General features: G+C 68.0%; 11 protein-coding genes and 1 pseudogene. 9 read left to right on the top strand and 3 right to left on the bottom strand.

What is annotated here, in order from left to right; genetic code table 11:
* From O4G76_RS09455 to O4G76_RS09495, 9 genes and pseudogenes are all read left to right on the top strand, one after another.
* Positions 1–1,668, top strand: a pseudogene (locus O4G76_RS09455) (hypothetical protein); the annotation flags it as partial.
* 742 nt (positions 1,669–2,410) lie between these two features.
* Positions 2,411–3,445, top strand: coding sequence for an ABC transporter substrate-binding protein (locus tag O4G76_RS09460; protein WP_269397101.1), 1,035 nt, complete (start codon positions 2,411–2,413; stop codon positions 3,443–3,445).
* Positions 3,445–4,248, top strand: a complete 804-nt coding sequence (locus O4G76_RS09465; protein WP_269397102.1) for an ABC transporter ATP-binding protein — start codon at positions 3,445–3,447, stop codon at positions 4,246–4,248. The genes O4G76_RS09460 and O4G76_RS09465 overlap by 1 nt, the downstream gene beginning before the upstream one ends.
* Position 4,249: 1 nt before the next feature.
* Positions 4,250–5,065 (top strand): ABC transporter permease, encoded by an 816-nt coding sequence (locus O4G76_RS09470; RefSeq protein ID WP_269397103.1) that lies wholly within the window; start codon positions 4,250–4,252, stop codon positions 5,063–5,065.
* Positions 5,066–5,098: 33 nt separating this feature from the next.
* The gene (locus O4G76_RS09475) at positions 5,099–6,460 is read left to right on the top strand and encodes an FAD-dependent oxidoreductase (RefSeq protein ID WP_269397104.1); all 1,362 of its coding nucleotides are present in this window, start codon (positions 5,099–5,101) and stop codon (positions 6,458–6,460) included.
* On the top strand, positions 6,460–7,620 hold the full coding sequence (locus O4G76_RS09480; protein ID WP_269397105.1) for a CaiB/BaiF CoA-transferase family protein: 1,161 nt from the start codon (positions 6,460–6,462) through the stop codon (positions 7,618–7,620). The genes O4G76_RS09475 and O4G76_RS09480 overlap by 1 nt, the downstream gene beginning before the upstream one ends.
* On the top strand, positions 7,617–8,390 hold the full coding sequence (locus O4G76_RS09485; RefSeq protein ID WP_269397106.1) for an enoyl-CoA hydratase-related protein: 774 nt from the start codon (positions 7,617–7,619) through the stop codon (positions 8,388–8,390). The genes O4G76_RS09480 and O4G76_RS09485 overlap by 4 nt, the downstream gene beginning before the upstream one ends.
* Before the next feature lie 13 nt (positions 8,391–8,403).
* Complete coding sequence (locus O4G76_RS09490) at positions 8,404–9,342, top strand: LysR family transcriptional regulator (protein WP_269397107.1); 939 nt, start codon at positions 8,404–8,406, stop codon at positions 9,340–9,342.
* Positions 9,339–10,727, top strand: a complete 1,389-nt coding sequence (locus tag O4G76_RS09495; protein ID WP_269397108.1) for an amidohydrolase family protein — start codon at positions 9,339–9,341, stop codon at positions 10,725–10,727. The genes O4G76_RS09490 and O4G76_RS09495 overlap by 4 nt, the downstream gene beginning before the upstream one ends.
* Before the next feature lie 10 nt (positions 10,728–10,737).
* Here O4G76_RS09495 and O4G76_RS09500 read toward each other — a convergent pair whose 3' ends face one another.
* From O4G76_RS09500 to O4G76_RS09510, 3 genes are all read right to left on the bottom strand, one after another.
* Entirely contained in the window at positions 10,738–11,034 is a 297-nt protein-coding gene (locus O4G76_RS09500; protein WP_269397109.1) for a putative quinol monooxygenase, read from the bottom strand.
* A gap of 161 nt (positions 11,035–11,195) precedes the next feature.
* The gene (locus O4G76_RS09505; RefSeq protein ID WP_269397110.1) at positions 11,196–12,650 is read right to left on the bottom strand and encodes an aldehyde dehydrogenase family protein; all 1,455 of its coding nucleotides are present in this window, start codon (positions 12,648–12,650) and stop codon (positions 11,196–11,198) included.
* A 33-nt stretch (positions 12,651–12,683) separates the two neighbouring features.
* A complete protein-coding gene (locus tag O4G76_RS09510) occupies positions 12,684–13,571 on the bottom strand; it encodes a dihydrodipicolinate synthase family protein (RefSeq protein WP_269397111.1) in 888 nt (295 codons plus the stop codon).
* Positions 13,572–13,577: the final 6 nt, after the last annotated feature.

The raw sequence follows: 13,577 nt of genomic DNA on the forward strand, positions 1-13,577 counted from the left end.
CGCCGCTTCGACATCGCCGTGGCCGACATCAACGAGCACGCCATCGGCGCGGTCAGTGACGCCGACGGCGCCACCCTCGACCGGATCGACGAGACCGCGGGCGCGGGCACGCTGGTCGGGATCCAGGCCCGCGCCGAGGATGCCGACGCCACCGCCACGGTGAGCTACGCGGTGGACGACGCGCGCTTCGCCATCGCCGCCGACGGCACGGTGCGGATCGCCGCCGGCGCCAGCTTCGACGCCGAGACCGAGCCGAGCGTCGCGCTGACCGTCACCGCGACCTCCTCGGACGGCTCCAGCGCCGTGCGCCGCTTCGACATCGCCGTGGCCGACATCAATGAGGCCCCGACGTGGTTGGACGTCAGCACTCTCGGCGTGGAGGAGAACGCGGCCGGCGCCGTGGTCGGCCGGATCACGGTGGCCGATGTCGATGACGGTTCACGCCATGATTTCACGGTTTCGGATGCTCGCTTCGAGGTGGCTTCCGGACAGCTGCAGCTGAAGTCCGGGGTGATGCTCGATTACGAGGTCGAACCGAGCGTCGAACTCCACCTGATCGCGACCGATAACGATGGGCTGAGCTTCGGTCGCGACCTGACCATCAATGTCGCCGACGTGTTCGACTTTGCCGTCACTGAATACGCCGATTATGTTGTCGGCAATTTCGAGGCGAACGAAGTCGACGCCTTGGGCGGCGACGACACGATCTTCGGTCGCGCGGGCGACGATTTGCTCTGCGGCGGGGCGGGCGATGACCGGATCGCCGCCGGCCGGGGAGACGACCATGCCCATGGCAATGATGGCGACGACAGCCTCGCGGGGGGCACCGGCGATGACCGGCTGCTGGGGGGCGCGGGACATGACACGCTGAATGGCGGTCGTGGCGCCGATGTCATCCTGGGGTCATGGGGCACGGACCTGTTGCGTGGCAAGGCCGGCCAGGATCAGCTTTTCGGTGGCCGTGAATCGGATTGGCTCGGCGGCGGTCGCGGCAGGGACGTCCTGTTCGGAAACCGGGGCGATGACGAGCTCCGCGGACATGTCGGTGCCGACAGGTTGCGCGGTGGCCATGGCGCGGATGAGCTGCATGGGGGCGTGGGGGCCGACAGGCTGAACGGCGGTCTCGGGAACGATGTCCTGAACGGCGGCAAGGGGGCGGACATCATGCGAGGCTCGTCCGGACAGGACCGTCTGCATGGCGGCCAGGGGCGCGACGAGATGTTCGGTGGCCGTTCGGCCGATATTCTCGGCGGCGGACGCGGCGGTGACCGCCTGCAGGGAGGCAATGGGGACGACACTCTGAAGGGGGGCAGAGGGAACGACCTCCTTCGGGGAGGGAACGACGACGATCACCTGTACGGAGGTCGCGGCGCGGACCGTATCCTCGGCGGCATCGGCAATGACACGGTGTCGGGGGGACTGGGGGGCGACGTGTTCGTGTTCAAGAGATTGCGGGCGGGGGAGGTCGAGACGATCCGTGATTTCGAGGCCGGGATCGACGTTATCGAACTCCACGGCCTGGCCCCCGAACTGGTTCGAGAGTCGATCTTCGATGCGGTTCGCGACGGCGACGATGATCATGCCGAGGTCGTCATCAAGGGTCAGACCCTCAAGTTCAAAGGGATGGATGCCAGCAGCCTCTCCCTGGACGATTTCGTTCTCGTCTGAGAGCAGAAGGGTCGCAGGACACCCGCCTGACACCGTCCAGAACGGATTGGCCGCATCGAAAGTCGGCACGATGAGACCTGTCCCTGACGGCTGCCGCACGAGGAACTGCTTCATCTGCAACATCGCGCTGCGCTCATGCAGCTCGCTTCGGCCTGATGCGACCCTGAGAGGGGTGGGACGCCCACCGGACTGATAGGCGCAGGCCACCTGAGACCGTCTCGGACACACCGACGCAGGCCAGTTGGACCCAGTATGAGTCCGCCGGGCTTTCTTCCTGGTAGATGGTTGGGTCGGGCGAGGGCTTGATTGGGAGACGGCGCCCGAACGGCGCCCGACTGGCCGGTTCCAGACTATTTACCGCTGCGCCGGTGACGGGCGACCCTCGCGGTGCAACTCCAGTATAAGCCCTCGGGGCAGCCGCACCGATTGCTAATCGGCAAGCATCCATCCCCGGCCATCGCTCCGAGATTGATGTCAGAGGGCCACGGTGATGGCGGCGAACATGACCTAAAATCTGTCCTTCCTGCGCGCCGGGGGAGAATCCGTGAGTGATTTCCGGAGCGATGCGGCCTGCCGTTCCGATGGTGCCTTCACGGCAACTCGGCGGATTCCCTAGATTGCCGAAATTAGACCGCGGTGGCGCAAAGTTTGTTCTTTATTGGAACGCGCGAGCCCCGCATCATCCCGCTCGATGGTCGGCGTCGGGAGGGATGCCGGTGATCGAAAACAGGGAGACGTCACGATGCCGAACACCAAACTCACCAAGCGCCGGTTCTTGCAATATGCCGGGGGCATGGCCGCTGCAACCGGCCTGCCGGCCGTCATCGGCGTCGGCCCCGCCTCGGCAGCCGGGCTGAGGACGGTGGATATGCAGCTTGGCTGGCTCGCCTCCAACGGTCTTCTGGGCGAGGTCGTGGCGCAGGCCAAGGGCTTCTACGAGGAAGAGGGGCTGGAGCTGAAGATCACGCCGGGCGGTCCGAACGTGGACGGCGTCGGCTCGGTCGCGGCCGGGCGCGCCGAGGTGGGCCAGATCTCGTCGAGCCCCTCGGTGATGCTGGCCCGCGCCGCGGGCATCCCGATCAAGGCCTTCGCGGCCGGCTACCAGAAGCACCCCTTCACCTATTTCTCGCTGCCCGACAACCCGATCCGCGAGCCCAAGGACATGGTCGGCAAGACCATCGCCACCCAACCCACTGCGCATATCCTCTTGAAGGCGCTGCTGGCGGCCAACGACATCTCCGAGGATGATGTCGAGATCGTCAACATGGGCTCGGACATGAACCAGCTGATGACCGGGCAGGCCGCGGCCGTGACCGGCTGGCTGACCAACATCGCGGCGCTCGACGTGCTGGGCGAGGACCGGGTCGACCTGATGCTGTGGGATACCGGCATCCAGCTCTACGCCACCGTCTACTACGCCACCGACGAGACCATCGAGACCGACGCGGACTCGCTCGCGGGCTTTACCCGCGCCACCGCGCGCGGCTGGCACTATGTGCGCGAGAACCCCGAGGAGGCGGTCGATCTGCTGATCGCGGCCTATCCGAACATGGATCGCGAGGCGGAGATGCGCGCGGTCGAGCAGGTGCTCGGTTTCGTCTTCACCGAAGCCACCGCCGAGAATGGCTGGGGCACGATGAACCGCGAGAACTGGGAGACGCAGATCGCGGCCTATGCCGATCTCGGCCAGTTCGACGGCGACGCACCGACCGTGGACGAGGTGATGACGCTGAAGATCCTCGAAATGACTGCCGACGCGCGCAAAGAGGTCTCCTGATGGTTGCGGCAGAGCTTCATACGGCAGCGGGGAACCCCGCTGCCACGCCCGATCCGGGCGCGATCCGGGTCGAGAATGTCGACGTCACCTTCGCCGAAGGCACGGTGGTCGCGCTCAAGGACGTTTCGGTGGAGATCCCGCAGGGCGCCTTCGTGACGATTCTCGGGCCTTCTGGCTGCGGCAAGTCCACGCTGATGCGCGCCATCGCCGATCTGGTCCCGGCCGCCGCCGGGGTGGTCGATGTGCAGGGGCAGTCGCCCCGGGACGCCCGGCGCGACCGCAACTTCTCCTACGTGTTCCAGGACGCGACGCTGCTGCCGTGGCGCACCGCCCTGGAGAACGTGCAGCTTCCGCTCGAGGTGGGCGGCGGCGGCGATGCCCATGCCGATCCGCGCGATCTCCTCGAACTCGTCGGGCTCAAGGGCCGCGAGAACGCGCTGCCGCACGAGCTGTCGGGCGGCATGCGCCAGCGCGTCGCCATTGCCCGCGCGCTCGTCACCAAGCCCAAGATCCTGCTGATGGACGAACCCTTCGGCGCGCTCGACGAGATCACCCGCGACAAGCTCAACGAGGAAGTGCTCAGGATCTGGCGCGAGACCGGAACGACGATCCTCTTCGTCACCCATTCGATCCCCGAGGCGGCCTTTCTCGGACAATACGTGCTGATGCTCGCCGCCCATCCGGGGCGGGTGAAGGAATTCATGAAGGTCGAGCTGCCGTCCGAGCGGCGGCTGGCGGATCGCGACACGCTGGAGTTCGTCCAGATCACCGCGCATCTGCGCAAACTGCTGGAGGAATGCTGAGATGGCCGAGGCAAGCCAAATCCCGATGCCGGTGCCGGCGCCGCGCATGAGCCGGGTGCTCGACGCGGTGCTCGACCGCGGCCCCGCGCTCGCCGCCGTCGCGGGCCTGCTGCTCTTGTGGCAGGGCGTGGTGTGGTTCTTCGAGGTGCCGGAGTACATGGCGCCGAGCCCGATCGCCGTCCTCGGTGCCTTCCAGGACAATGCCGGGACGCTGTGGCTGAACTTCTGGCCCACCTTCTTCGAGGCGGCGCTGGGCTTCGTCGCGGGCAACCTCGTGGCGATCCTGCTGGCGGTCTGGTTCGTGCACAACACCACCGCCGAGCGCGCCTTCTTCCCGATCGCGGTGTTCATCAACACCATCCCGATCATCGCGCTGGCACCCGTTCTCGTGCTGATCTTCGGCAACGGCTTCGCCCCCAAGATCATCATCGCGGGCCTGATCTGCTTCTTCCCGACGCTGGTCAACATGGTGCGCGGCCTCAAGGCGGTCTCGCCCGCCACGCTCGACCTGATGCGGGTGCTCTCGGCCTCGAACTGGGAAATCTTCTGGAAGGTGCGTCTGCAAAGCTCGCTGCCCTTCCTCTTCGCGGCGCTCAAGATCGCCTCCACCACCTGCGTCATCGGCGCCATCGTGGCGGAATGGATCGGCTCGAACTTCGGACTCGGCGCGCTGATCATCGAGGCGACCTTCAACTTCCGCTCGCCGCTGCTCTACGCGACCGTCTTCACCGCAGCCCTTCTGGCCGTGGTCATGTTCGCCCTGGTGAGCTTTGCCGAAGCCAAGTTCATCCGCTGGAAGACATCGGACGTCCACTGAACGCCGCGCAATAAAATATTTAGGAGAATCAAGATGTTGAACAAAACCATCAGGGAGAGTCTGCGCGACGTGCCCGTGGTCGACCGCTCCGACGTCGTCGTGGTCGGCGGTGGCCCCGCCGGGATCTCCGCCGCCGTCTCCGCCGCCCGCAACGGTGCCTCGGTCACGCTGCTGGAGCGCTACCCCTATCTCGGCGGCCTCGCCGCCGGCGGCATGGTGCTGCTCCTCGACGACATGCACAACGACACCGAGATCACGGTGAAGGGCATCTGCATGGAGATGATCGAGCGGATGCGCGCCATCGGGCTGTGCCACACGCCGCCCGAGGAGGACCGGATGCCCGGCCGCCGCGAGACCCAGGAGAACTGGAAGAAGTATTCGCGCTGGGGGATGTTCGACTTCCACACCCAGTCGATGCCGCACCCGGTCTGCTTCGCCGCCGCCTTCGATCCCGACGGCTACAAGAAGGTCTCCTACGACCTGATGGAGGAGGCCAAGGTTAAGCTGCGGCTGCACAGCTGGTTCTCCGAGGCCATCGTCGAGGACGGCGTCGCCAAGGGCGTGATCTGCGAGACCAAGGAAGGCCGTCAGGCGATCATGGGCGACGTGATCATCGACGCCTCGGGCGATCTCGACGTCGCGGCCTCGGCCGGCGCCAAGTTCCAGGAGGCGAGCTTCATCGTCACCACCGTCTCGCGCTGGGGCAATGTCGATACCGACAAGGCCGAGGCTTGGCAGTATGCCAACCCCGAGGAGTTCCAGCGTCTCGACCACGAGGCCAAGCGGATCATCGGCGGCTGCTGGAACTACTGGTGGCTGAAGACGCCGCTGCCGGGCGTGATCTGGCTCAACTGCCCGCACATGCCGCAGTATAGCGGCCTCTCGGTCGAGGGTCTTACCGGGGCCGAGTTCGAGGGCCGCAAGCGGATGGAGCGGCTCATGACCTTCGCCCGCGAGAACCTGCCGGGCTTCGAAAAGGCGCATGTGGTCGATTTCGCGCCGCAGACCGGGGTGCGCACCACCCGCCTGCTCGAAGGTGAGTACGTCGTCACCAAGGACGACGTGATGAAGCGCCGCCACTTCGCCGACACCGTCTGCCGGGGCCGCGACTACTACACCCCCTACGGCGCGCTGGTGCCCAAGGATGTCGACAACCTGCTGGTCGCTGGCCGTCACTATTCCTGCACCCCGCAGGCCCAGAAGAAGAGCCGCGAGATCCCGCCCTGCATGGCGCAAGGCGAGGCCGTGGGCGTCGCCGCGACCGTCGCGCTCAATGCCGGCGTCACGGTGCGCGAGGCCGACGTCTCCGCGATCCAGAAACAGATGCGCGCGCAGGGTGCCGATCCCGGCGACGTGCCCTCGTCCAACGCCCTCGTCATGGAGGCCGCAGAATAATGACCCAACCGCTCCCCCTCGAAGGCATCAAGGTGATCGATTTCACCCAGGTGATGCTCGGACCCTCCTGCACCCAGGTGCTTGCCGATTACGGCGCCGAGGTGATCAAGGTCGAAAAGGAGAAGATCGGCGACCTGTCGCGCTGGTCGCTGGGTGCCGACCCGGACGGGCTCAACAACCCGATCTTCTGCTCGCTCAATCGCAACAAGAAGAGCTTGGCTCTCAACCTCAAATCCGAGGAGGCCCGCGCTCAGGTGCTCGAGCTGATCGACACCGCCGATGTCGTGGTCAACAATTTCCGCCCCGGCGTGATGGAGCGGATGGGGATGGGCTACGAGGACCTGAAGAAGCGCAACCCCGGCATCATCTTCGCCGTGGGCACCGGCTTCGGTCTCGAAGGCCCCAACAAGCACAAGGGCGGGCAGGACATCCTCGCCCAGGCGATGAGCGGCGTGATGGAGCGCCGCTCGGACCCCGAGCTGCCGCGCGCGATCTTCTCGACCGCGCTGTGCGACTACACCGCCGGCATGCACCTCGTTCAGGGCGTGCTGCTGGCGATCCTGCAGCGCCAGAAGACCGGCGAGGGCCAGCAGGTGGCGGTGAGCCTCTATTCCTCGATGCTGGCGATGCAGATGCAGGAGGCGGCGGCGCACATGATGCGGGGCCGCGACCTGAACTGGGGCGCGTTCCCGCTCACCGGCGTGTTCGAGACCACGACCGAGCCCTTCGTCATGGTCGGCGCGTTCAAGGAAAATCCGCTGCGCGACATCTGCACCGCGATCGGGATCGAGGACCTGTCGAAGGAGGAGCGCTTCCGCGATTTCGACGCGCAGGCCGCGCACCGCGCCGAGCTGCAGGCGATCTTCAAGCGCGAATTCGCCAAGAACAGCCGCGAGCACTGGCTCGCCCGGCTTGAGGAGGTCGACATCCTCTGCGCGCCGGTGCGCACGCTGGCCGAGGCGCTCGATGACGAGCAGACGATCGTGAACAACATGGTGATCGAGGCGGGCGAGACGCCGGCGGGCAAGATCCGCCTCGTCGGCAGCCCGATCGACATGTCGGCCGCGCAGCTCAGCGTCCGTCAGGGCCCGCCGCAGCTCGGCGAGCACAATGGCGAGATCCTCTCCGGGCTCGCCCCGAAGAAGGCGCAGGTGGCATGAGCGTCCATTACGAAGTCCGCGACCGCGTCGCCCGGGTCACCATCGACCGGCCCGAGGTGATGAACGCGATCGACCAGAAGACCGAGGCCGCGCTGGAGCGGATCTGGTGCGACATCGAGGAGCGCGACGACATCTCCGTCGCGGTCCTCACCGGGGCCGGGGAGAAGGCCTTCTCGGTCGGCGCCGACATGAAGGACTCGTCGCTTTCGGGCCTCGAATACTGGGCCGCGCCGCGCCCCAATGGCTTTGGCGGCATCTCGTTTCGCCGCTCGCTCGACGTGCCGCTGATCGCGCGCGTCAACGGCTACGCGCTGGGCGGCGGCTTCGAGATGGTGCTGGGGGCCGACATCGTGGTGGCCGCCGAGACCGCGAAGTTCGGCCTGCCCGAGGCGCGGGTGGGGCGGATGCCGCTTGATGGCGGGATGGTGATGCTGCAGCGCAAGATCCCGCACAACCTCGCCATGGGGGTGATGCTGGGCGGGCGGCGGATCGACGCGGCCACGATGGAGCGCTTCGGCCTCGTCAACGAGGTGGCGGGGCAGGGCGAACTCGATGCCGTAACCGAGCGCTGGATCGAGGATATCGCGGCCTCCGCGCCGCTGTCGCTGCGCGCGATCAAGCAGGTGGTGAACCGCACCGGCCACCTGAGCCCGTCCGAGGCGCAGGCGATGAAACTGCCCGCGGTTGTGAAGGCGCTCAAAAGCGCCGATGCTGACGAGGGCGTTCGCGCCTTCCTCGAAAAGCGCGCGCCGGTCTGGCAGGGCGCCTGACCGGAGAGACGACATGCACGCAGCCTTCCTGCGCTATTTCACGGTGGTGGCCCGCGCGGGATCGATCCGCGCGGCCTCCGAGCAGCTGCATGTCGCCTCCTCCGCGATCAGCCGGCAGATCCAGAAGGTCGAGGACGAGCTCGGCACGCCGCTGTTCGAGCGGCTGCCGGGGGGCTTGCGGCTGACGCAGGCGGGCAAGCGGCTCTTGGCCCATGCCGACCAGACCTTGAACGATTTCGAGGTGCTCAAGGGCGAGCTGGGCGCGCTCAGGGGCGAGAAGACCGGCACCGTCTCGATCGCCTCGCTCGACAGCCTGCTGGTGAGCTTCCTGCCCGAGCAGGTGAGCCGCTATCACAAGGCCCATCCCAAGGTCGATTTCCGGGTGCGCACCGGCGCGCATGGCACCGTCGCCACCATGGTGGCCGAGGGCGAGGCCGATCTCGGAATCACCTTCAGCCTCGCGCGGCCCGAGGATACCGAGTTCATCTCGCCGATCCCGATGCCGCTGATGGCGATGGTCGCCAAGGACCACCCGCTGGCGGATCGCGCCTCGGTGACCCTGGCCGACTGCGCCGCCTACAACCTGCTCTTGCAGCTCGACACCGCACCGATCCGCTCGCTGATCGAGATGGAACTGTCGGTGCTCAACCGCACCGGCCGGGTGCTGGCCGCCTCCAACAACCTGCTGATGCTCAAGCCGCTGATCCTCGAAGGCGACGGTGTCGCCTTCTACACGCCGCTGGGCATGGTGCGCGAACTCACCGAAGGCAGCATCGCCGCGGTACCGCTCGCGGGCACGCGCCTCGGGGGCCTGGAACTGGGGCTTCTGGTGCCGCGCCGCCGCAAGCTGACGCAGGCCGCCGAGGCCCTCGTCGCGCAGCTGACCGAGGGGCTGGAGGAGCTGCGCGACGCGCCGTGGATGCGCAAGTTCAACGCGCTGGAAGGCGCGTGAACCTCGCGCTCGAGGTCGACCGCTGGTGGCCGCGCCCCGGGCACGGCGCCCCCGAGGGGCCGCGCCGCATCACCTTCGGCCCCGACCCGCAGGCGGTGCCGAGGCAGGGCGGCACCGGGCTGATGGCGCTGCCCGCGCCGATCAACGAGCACGATCATGGCTATGGCATCCGCACGCTCGATTTCGGGGCGAATGACGACGCGCTGGAGCCGTGGATCGCCGGGCTGCGGCTCAGGCCGCGCACCGATCCCTATCTCGAGGCGCTGGTCGCCTTTTCGCGGCTGGCCCGCGCCGGCTGCGCGGGCACCGTGCATTGCCACAATTCGCTCAATGCCGACCGGCTGGTCGAGGAGGCGGGCGAGGTGGTGCGCGCGGCGCGTGATGTCGGGATCCGGCTGGCGCTGAGCTGCCCGTTGCTCGATGCCTCGCCACTGGTCTATGGCGGGGCGGAGGCCTACCGGCAGAGCCTCGATGCTGCCGATGCTGATTGGTTCGACGGGCTGCTGCCGCGCTACGCGCCGATCCCCGAGCAGATCGCCGCCGTGGAGGAGATCGCCCGGCGCCATGCCGGGCCGATGGTCGATGTGCAGCTCGGCCCCATCGGCCCGCAATGGTGCTCGGACGCGATGCTCGAGGCGGTGGCCGAGGCCTCCGAGCGCCACGACCGGCGCATCCACATGCACCTGCTGGAAAGCCCGCGCCAGCGCGACTGGCTCGACCGGCGCTTTCCGGGCGGGGTGGTCGCGCATCTCGACGCGATCGGGTTCCTGTCGCCGCGCCTCACCGTGGCGCATGGCGTGCAATTGACCGAGGCCGAGGCGGAGCTTCTGGCCGAACGCGGCGTGCGGCTCGCCTCGAACCCCTCGGCCAATCTGCGGCTGCGATCGGGCATCCTGCCCGGCGCGGTGCGCGCGCGCATGGCGACCGGCATCGGCCTCGACGGCACCGGGTTCGACGACGCGCAGGACATCTGGGCCGAGATGCGGCTCTTCGGCTTGCTGCAGGCGGGGCGGGGGCTGGAGAGCGCGATGCCAGTGGCCGCCGTCTTCGACGCGGCTTGCGGCACCAATGCCGATATCGGCGCGATGCCGGAGGGGGCCGACGTGGTGACGCTCGACTGGGCCGCGCTGAGCGCCGAGGCGCTGTGGCCCGACGACGCGCCGGGCGAGAGGCTGCTGGCCCGGATGGGCGCGCGCCATGTCCGCGATCTCGTGGTCGCGGGCCGCGCGGTGCTGCGCGACGGGGCGCTCACCGGCTTCGATGCCGATGCGGCCTTGGCCGAGTTGATGGCGCAGGCCCGCGCCGACCTGCCGCGTCTCGACGCGCTGCGCGTCGATGTCGCGCGGATCGCGGCGCTGACGAAGGCGCATTACGCGCAAAGCTGAGGCGGGCGGCTCAGCCCTCGACCAGGTCGTAATGGCGGATGCTGCGGGACTCGACCAGCTCCGCCTCGGCCGGATCGACATGGGGCTGCGCGTAATCCTCGCCCGCGAAGGCCCGGAGCGCGTCGAGATCGCGCCAGATCATCACGAAGGCGAATTCGCGCGGGCTGTCGAGGCGCGCGGCGCCGGGCAGCACCTGCACGAGACCGTCCGTGGCCCGCATGAGCGGGATCGCCGTCTCGTGGAAAAAGCTTTCGAACGCCGCTTCCTTGCCGGGCCGGGTCACGACCTGGAATATCCGCATGATCATGGCTGGACCTCCCTCGCCTCGATGCACGGGGCGGGACGCCCCGGTCCATCCCCAGCATAGCACGCGCTCGCCATGGCAGGGCCGCATCGAAAAAGGCGCGCGCCGCGGGGAAGCGGGCGCGCGCCGGGGGTCACCGGGAGGAGGTGGTGACGCCGTGCCGGTCAGGCCTGGATGTAGGTGGTCTTGACCGTGGTGTAGAATTCGCGCGCGTATTGCCCCTGCTCGCGCGGGCCGTAGCTCGATCCCTTACGCCCGCCGAACGGCGTGTGGTAATCGACACCCGCCGTGGGCAGGTTGACCATCACCATGCCGGCCTCGGCGTGGCGGCGGAAATGCGCGGCGCGGCCGAGGCTGGTGGTGCAGATCCCGGCGGAGAGGCCGAAATCGGTGTCGTTGGCCACGCGCAGCGCCTCGTCGTAGTCGGCGACCTTGATGACGGTGGCGACGGGGCCGAAGATTTCCTCGCGGTTGATGCGCATCTCGTTGGTGGTGTTCGTAAAGAGCGCCGGCGTCATGAAGTGGCCGGGCGTCGGCCCTTCGATCACCTCGCCGCCGCAGACCAGTGTGGCGCCTTCCTCCTGACCGATCTTCACGTAGCGCTTGTTCTGCTCGAGCTGGTTCTCGTCGACCACCGGGCCGATATGGACAGCATTGTCCATCGGGTCGCCGACCTTGAGCGCCTTGAGCTTCTCGGTCAGCGCCTCGACGAAACGGTCATGGATGCCCTCGGTCACGATCAGTCGCGACGAGGCGGTGCAGCGCTGGCCGGTCGAATAGAAGGCACCGTTCAGCGCGCAGTTCACCGCCGTGTCGAGATCGGCGTCGTCGAGCACCACGAGGGGGTTCTTGCCGCCCATCTCGAGCTGCACCTTCTTCATCTGCGCCACGCATTTCTCCGCGACCATGCGCCCGGTCTCGACCGAGCCGGTGAAGCTCACCGCGTCGATCTCGGGGTTGTCGAGGATCTCGGCGCCGACCTCCGAGCCGCGGCCCATGACGAGGTTGAACACGCCCTCGGGCGCACCCGCCTCGTGGATAATCTCCGCGAGCGCCCAGGCGCAGCCCGGCGTCAGATCGGCGGGCTTGAGAACCACGCAGTTGCCATAGGCCAGCGCCGGGGCGATCTTCCAGGCCGGGATCGCGATGGGAAAGTTCCACGGGGTGATCAGCCCGATCACGCCCAGCGCCTCGCGCTGCACCATGACCTCGACGCCGGGGCGTACGCTGTCGATCGCGTCGCCGGTCTGGCGCAGCGTCTCGCCCGCGAAGAAGCCGAAGACCTGGGAGGCGCGCATCACCTCGCCCTTGGCCTCGGCAAAGGTCTTGCCCTCCTCGCGGGCCAGAAGTTCGCCCAGCTCCTCGGCACGCGCGGCGATGGTGTCCGAGACCTTCTTCAGCAGGTCATGGCGCTGCTGTGGACCGGAGCGGCTCCAGGCGGGAAAGGCGGCGCGGGCCGCGGCGATGGCGCGCTTGGCGTCGTCCTTGGAGGCGCGGGCATAAAGCCCCACGATCTCGTCGGTATTGGCTGGGTTGCGGTTCTCGTTGACGTCCGCGCCCTCGACCCATTCGCCCGCGATCAGGTTGCGGTGCTGCTTGGTCACGTCGTTCATCTTCATCTGGTCTGTCCTGTCGTTCTGAAAAATTGTCGCTCAGGCCGGCTCGGCGGCGTGCGGGGACAGCTCGGGCAGGGCCCGTGCCTGTTCATCGGTGAGCGGGGCAAGCGGCGGCATCACGCGGGCATAGCCCGGCAGGTCGTGCAGCCGCGCCACAAGCGCCTTGACGCTGGGGATCAGCGGCGTCGCCGCGATGGCGCGGCGGCGGCGACCGACCTCATTCGCAAGGGCGGCGTCCGCGGGATCGGTCCAGAGCCGCTGCGCCAGCGGCGCGGTGAGATTGACGGTGGCCGAGATGCAGCCCGCAAAGCCGCGCGCCTCGCATTGCGCGAGCGCGGCCTCGTCGCTCGGAAACACGTCGAATCCCCCGATCCGCGCAAGCTCGGCGGCGTAGTCGAGATCGCCGGAGCTGTCCTTGGCCCCGGCGATCCGGTCCGGGAAGCTGGCCTTGAGCCAGGCCGCGAAGCCCGGTTCGAAGCGAAGCCCGGTCATCTGCGGGAAATTGTAGAGATAGATCGGGATCGGCCGGTCCGCCGTCGCCTCGATCAGCCGCTCGAAATACGCGTGCAGCCCGGCCTCGTCGACGCCCTTGTAGTAATAGGGCGGCAGCACCAGCGCCGCGGCAAAGCCCAGCTCGGCCGCGTGCCGGGTCAGCGTCACGGTGGTGGCGAGATCCGGGCAGCCGGTGCCGACCATCATGCGGGCTGGGGCAATCTCGCGGGCAAGGTCGCTCATCAGCTCCATCCGCGCGGGAGCGGGCAGCGAGCTGGCCTCGCCGGTGGTGCCGAGAAGGTTGAGCGCGTCGCAGCCATTGTCCAGAAGCCAGCGCGCGTGGCGCAGCATCGGCGCCGGATCGGGGCGGCCGTCCTCGGTCAGGGCGGTGGCAATCGCGGCGATGACGCCGCGCGGTCGTTTGGGGAACATCTGCAC

This window comes from Limimaricola sp. G21655-S1 (genome assembly GCF_027213785.1).
Lineage (GTDB): Bacteria > Pseudomonadota > Alphaproteobacteria > Rhodobacterales > Rhodobacteraceae > Limimaricola.

Bases quoted from the DNA above. Each gene is read 5' to 3' on its own strand.
- O4G76_RS09460 (WP_269397101.1), top strand. From the start codon at position 2,411: ATGCCGAACACCAAACTCACCAAGCGCCGGTTCTTGCAATATGCCGGG.
- O4G76_RS09465 (WP_269397102.1), top strand. From the start codon at position 3,445: ATGGTTGCGGCAGAGCTTCATACGGCAGCGGGGAACCCCGCTGCCACG.
- O4G76_RS09470 (WP_269397103.1), top strand. From the start codon at position 4,250: ATGGCCGAGGCAAGCCAAATCCCGATGCCGGTGCCGGCGCCGCGCATG.
- O4G76_RS09475 (WP_269397104.1), top strand. From the start codon at position 5,099: ATGTTGAACAAAACCATCAGGGAGAGTCTGCGCGACGTGCCCGTGGTC.
- O4G76_RS09480 (WP_269397105.1), top strand. From the start codon at position 6,460: ATGACCCAACCGCTCCCCCTCGAAGGCATCAAGGTGATCGATTTCACC.
- O4G76_RS09485 (WP_269397106.1), top strand. From the start codon at position 7,617: ATGAGCGTCCATTACGAAGTCCGCGACCGCGTCGCCCGGGTCACCATC.
- O4G76_RS09490 (WP_269397107.1), top strand. From the start codon at position 8,404: ATGCACGCAGCCTTCCTGCGCTATTTCACGGTGGTGGCCCGCGCGGGA.
- O4G76_RS09500 (WP_269397109.1), bottom strand. From the start codon at position 11,034: ATGATCATGCGGATATTCCAGGTCGTGACCCGGCCCGGCAAGGAAGCG.
- O4G76_RS09505 (WP_269397110.1), bottom strand. From the start codon at position 12,650: ATGAAGATGAACGACGTGACCAAGCAGCACCGCAACCTGATCGCGGGC.
- O4G76_RS09510 (WP_269397111.1), bottom strand. From the start codon at position 13,571: ATGTTCCCCAAACGACCGCGCGGCGTCATCGCCGCGATTGCCACCGCC.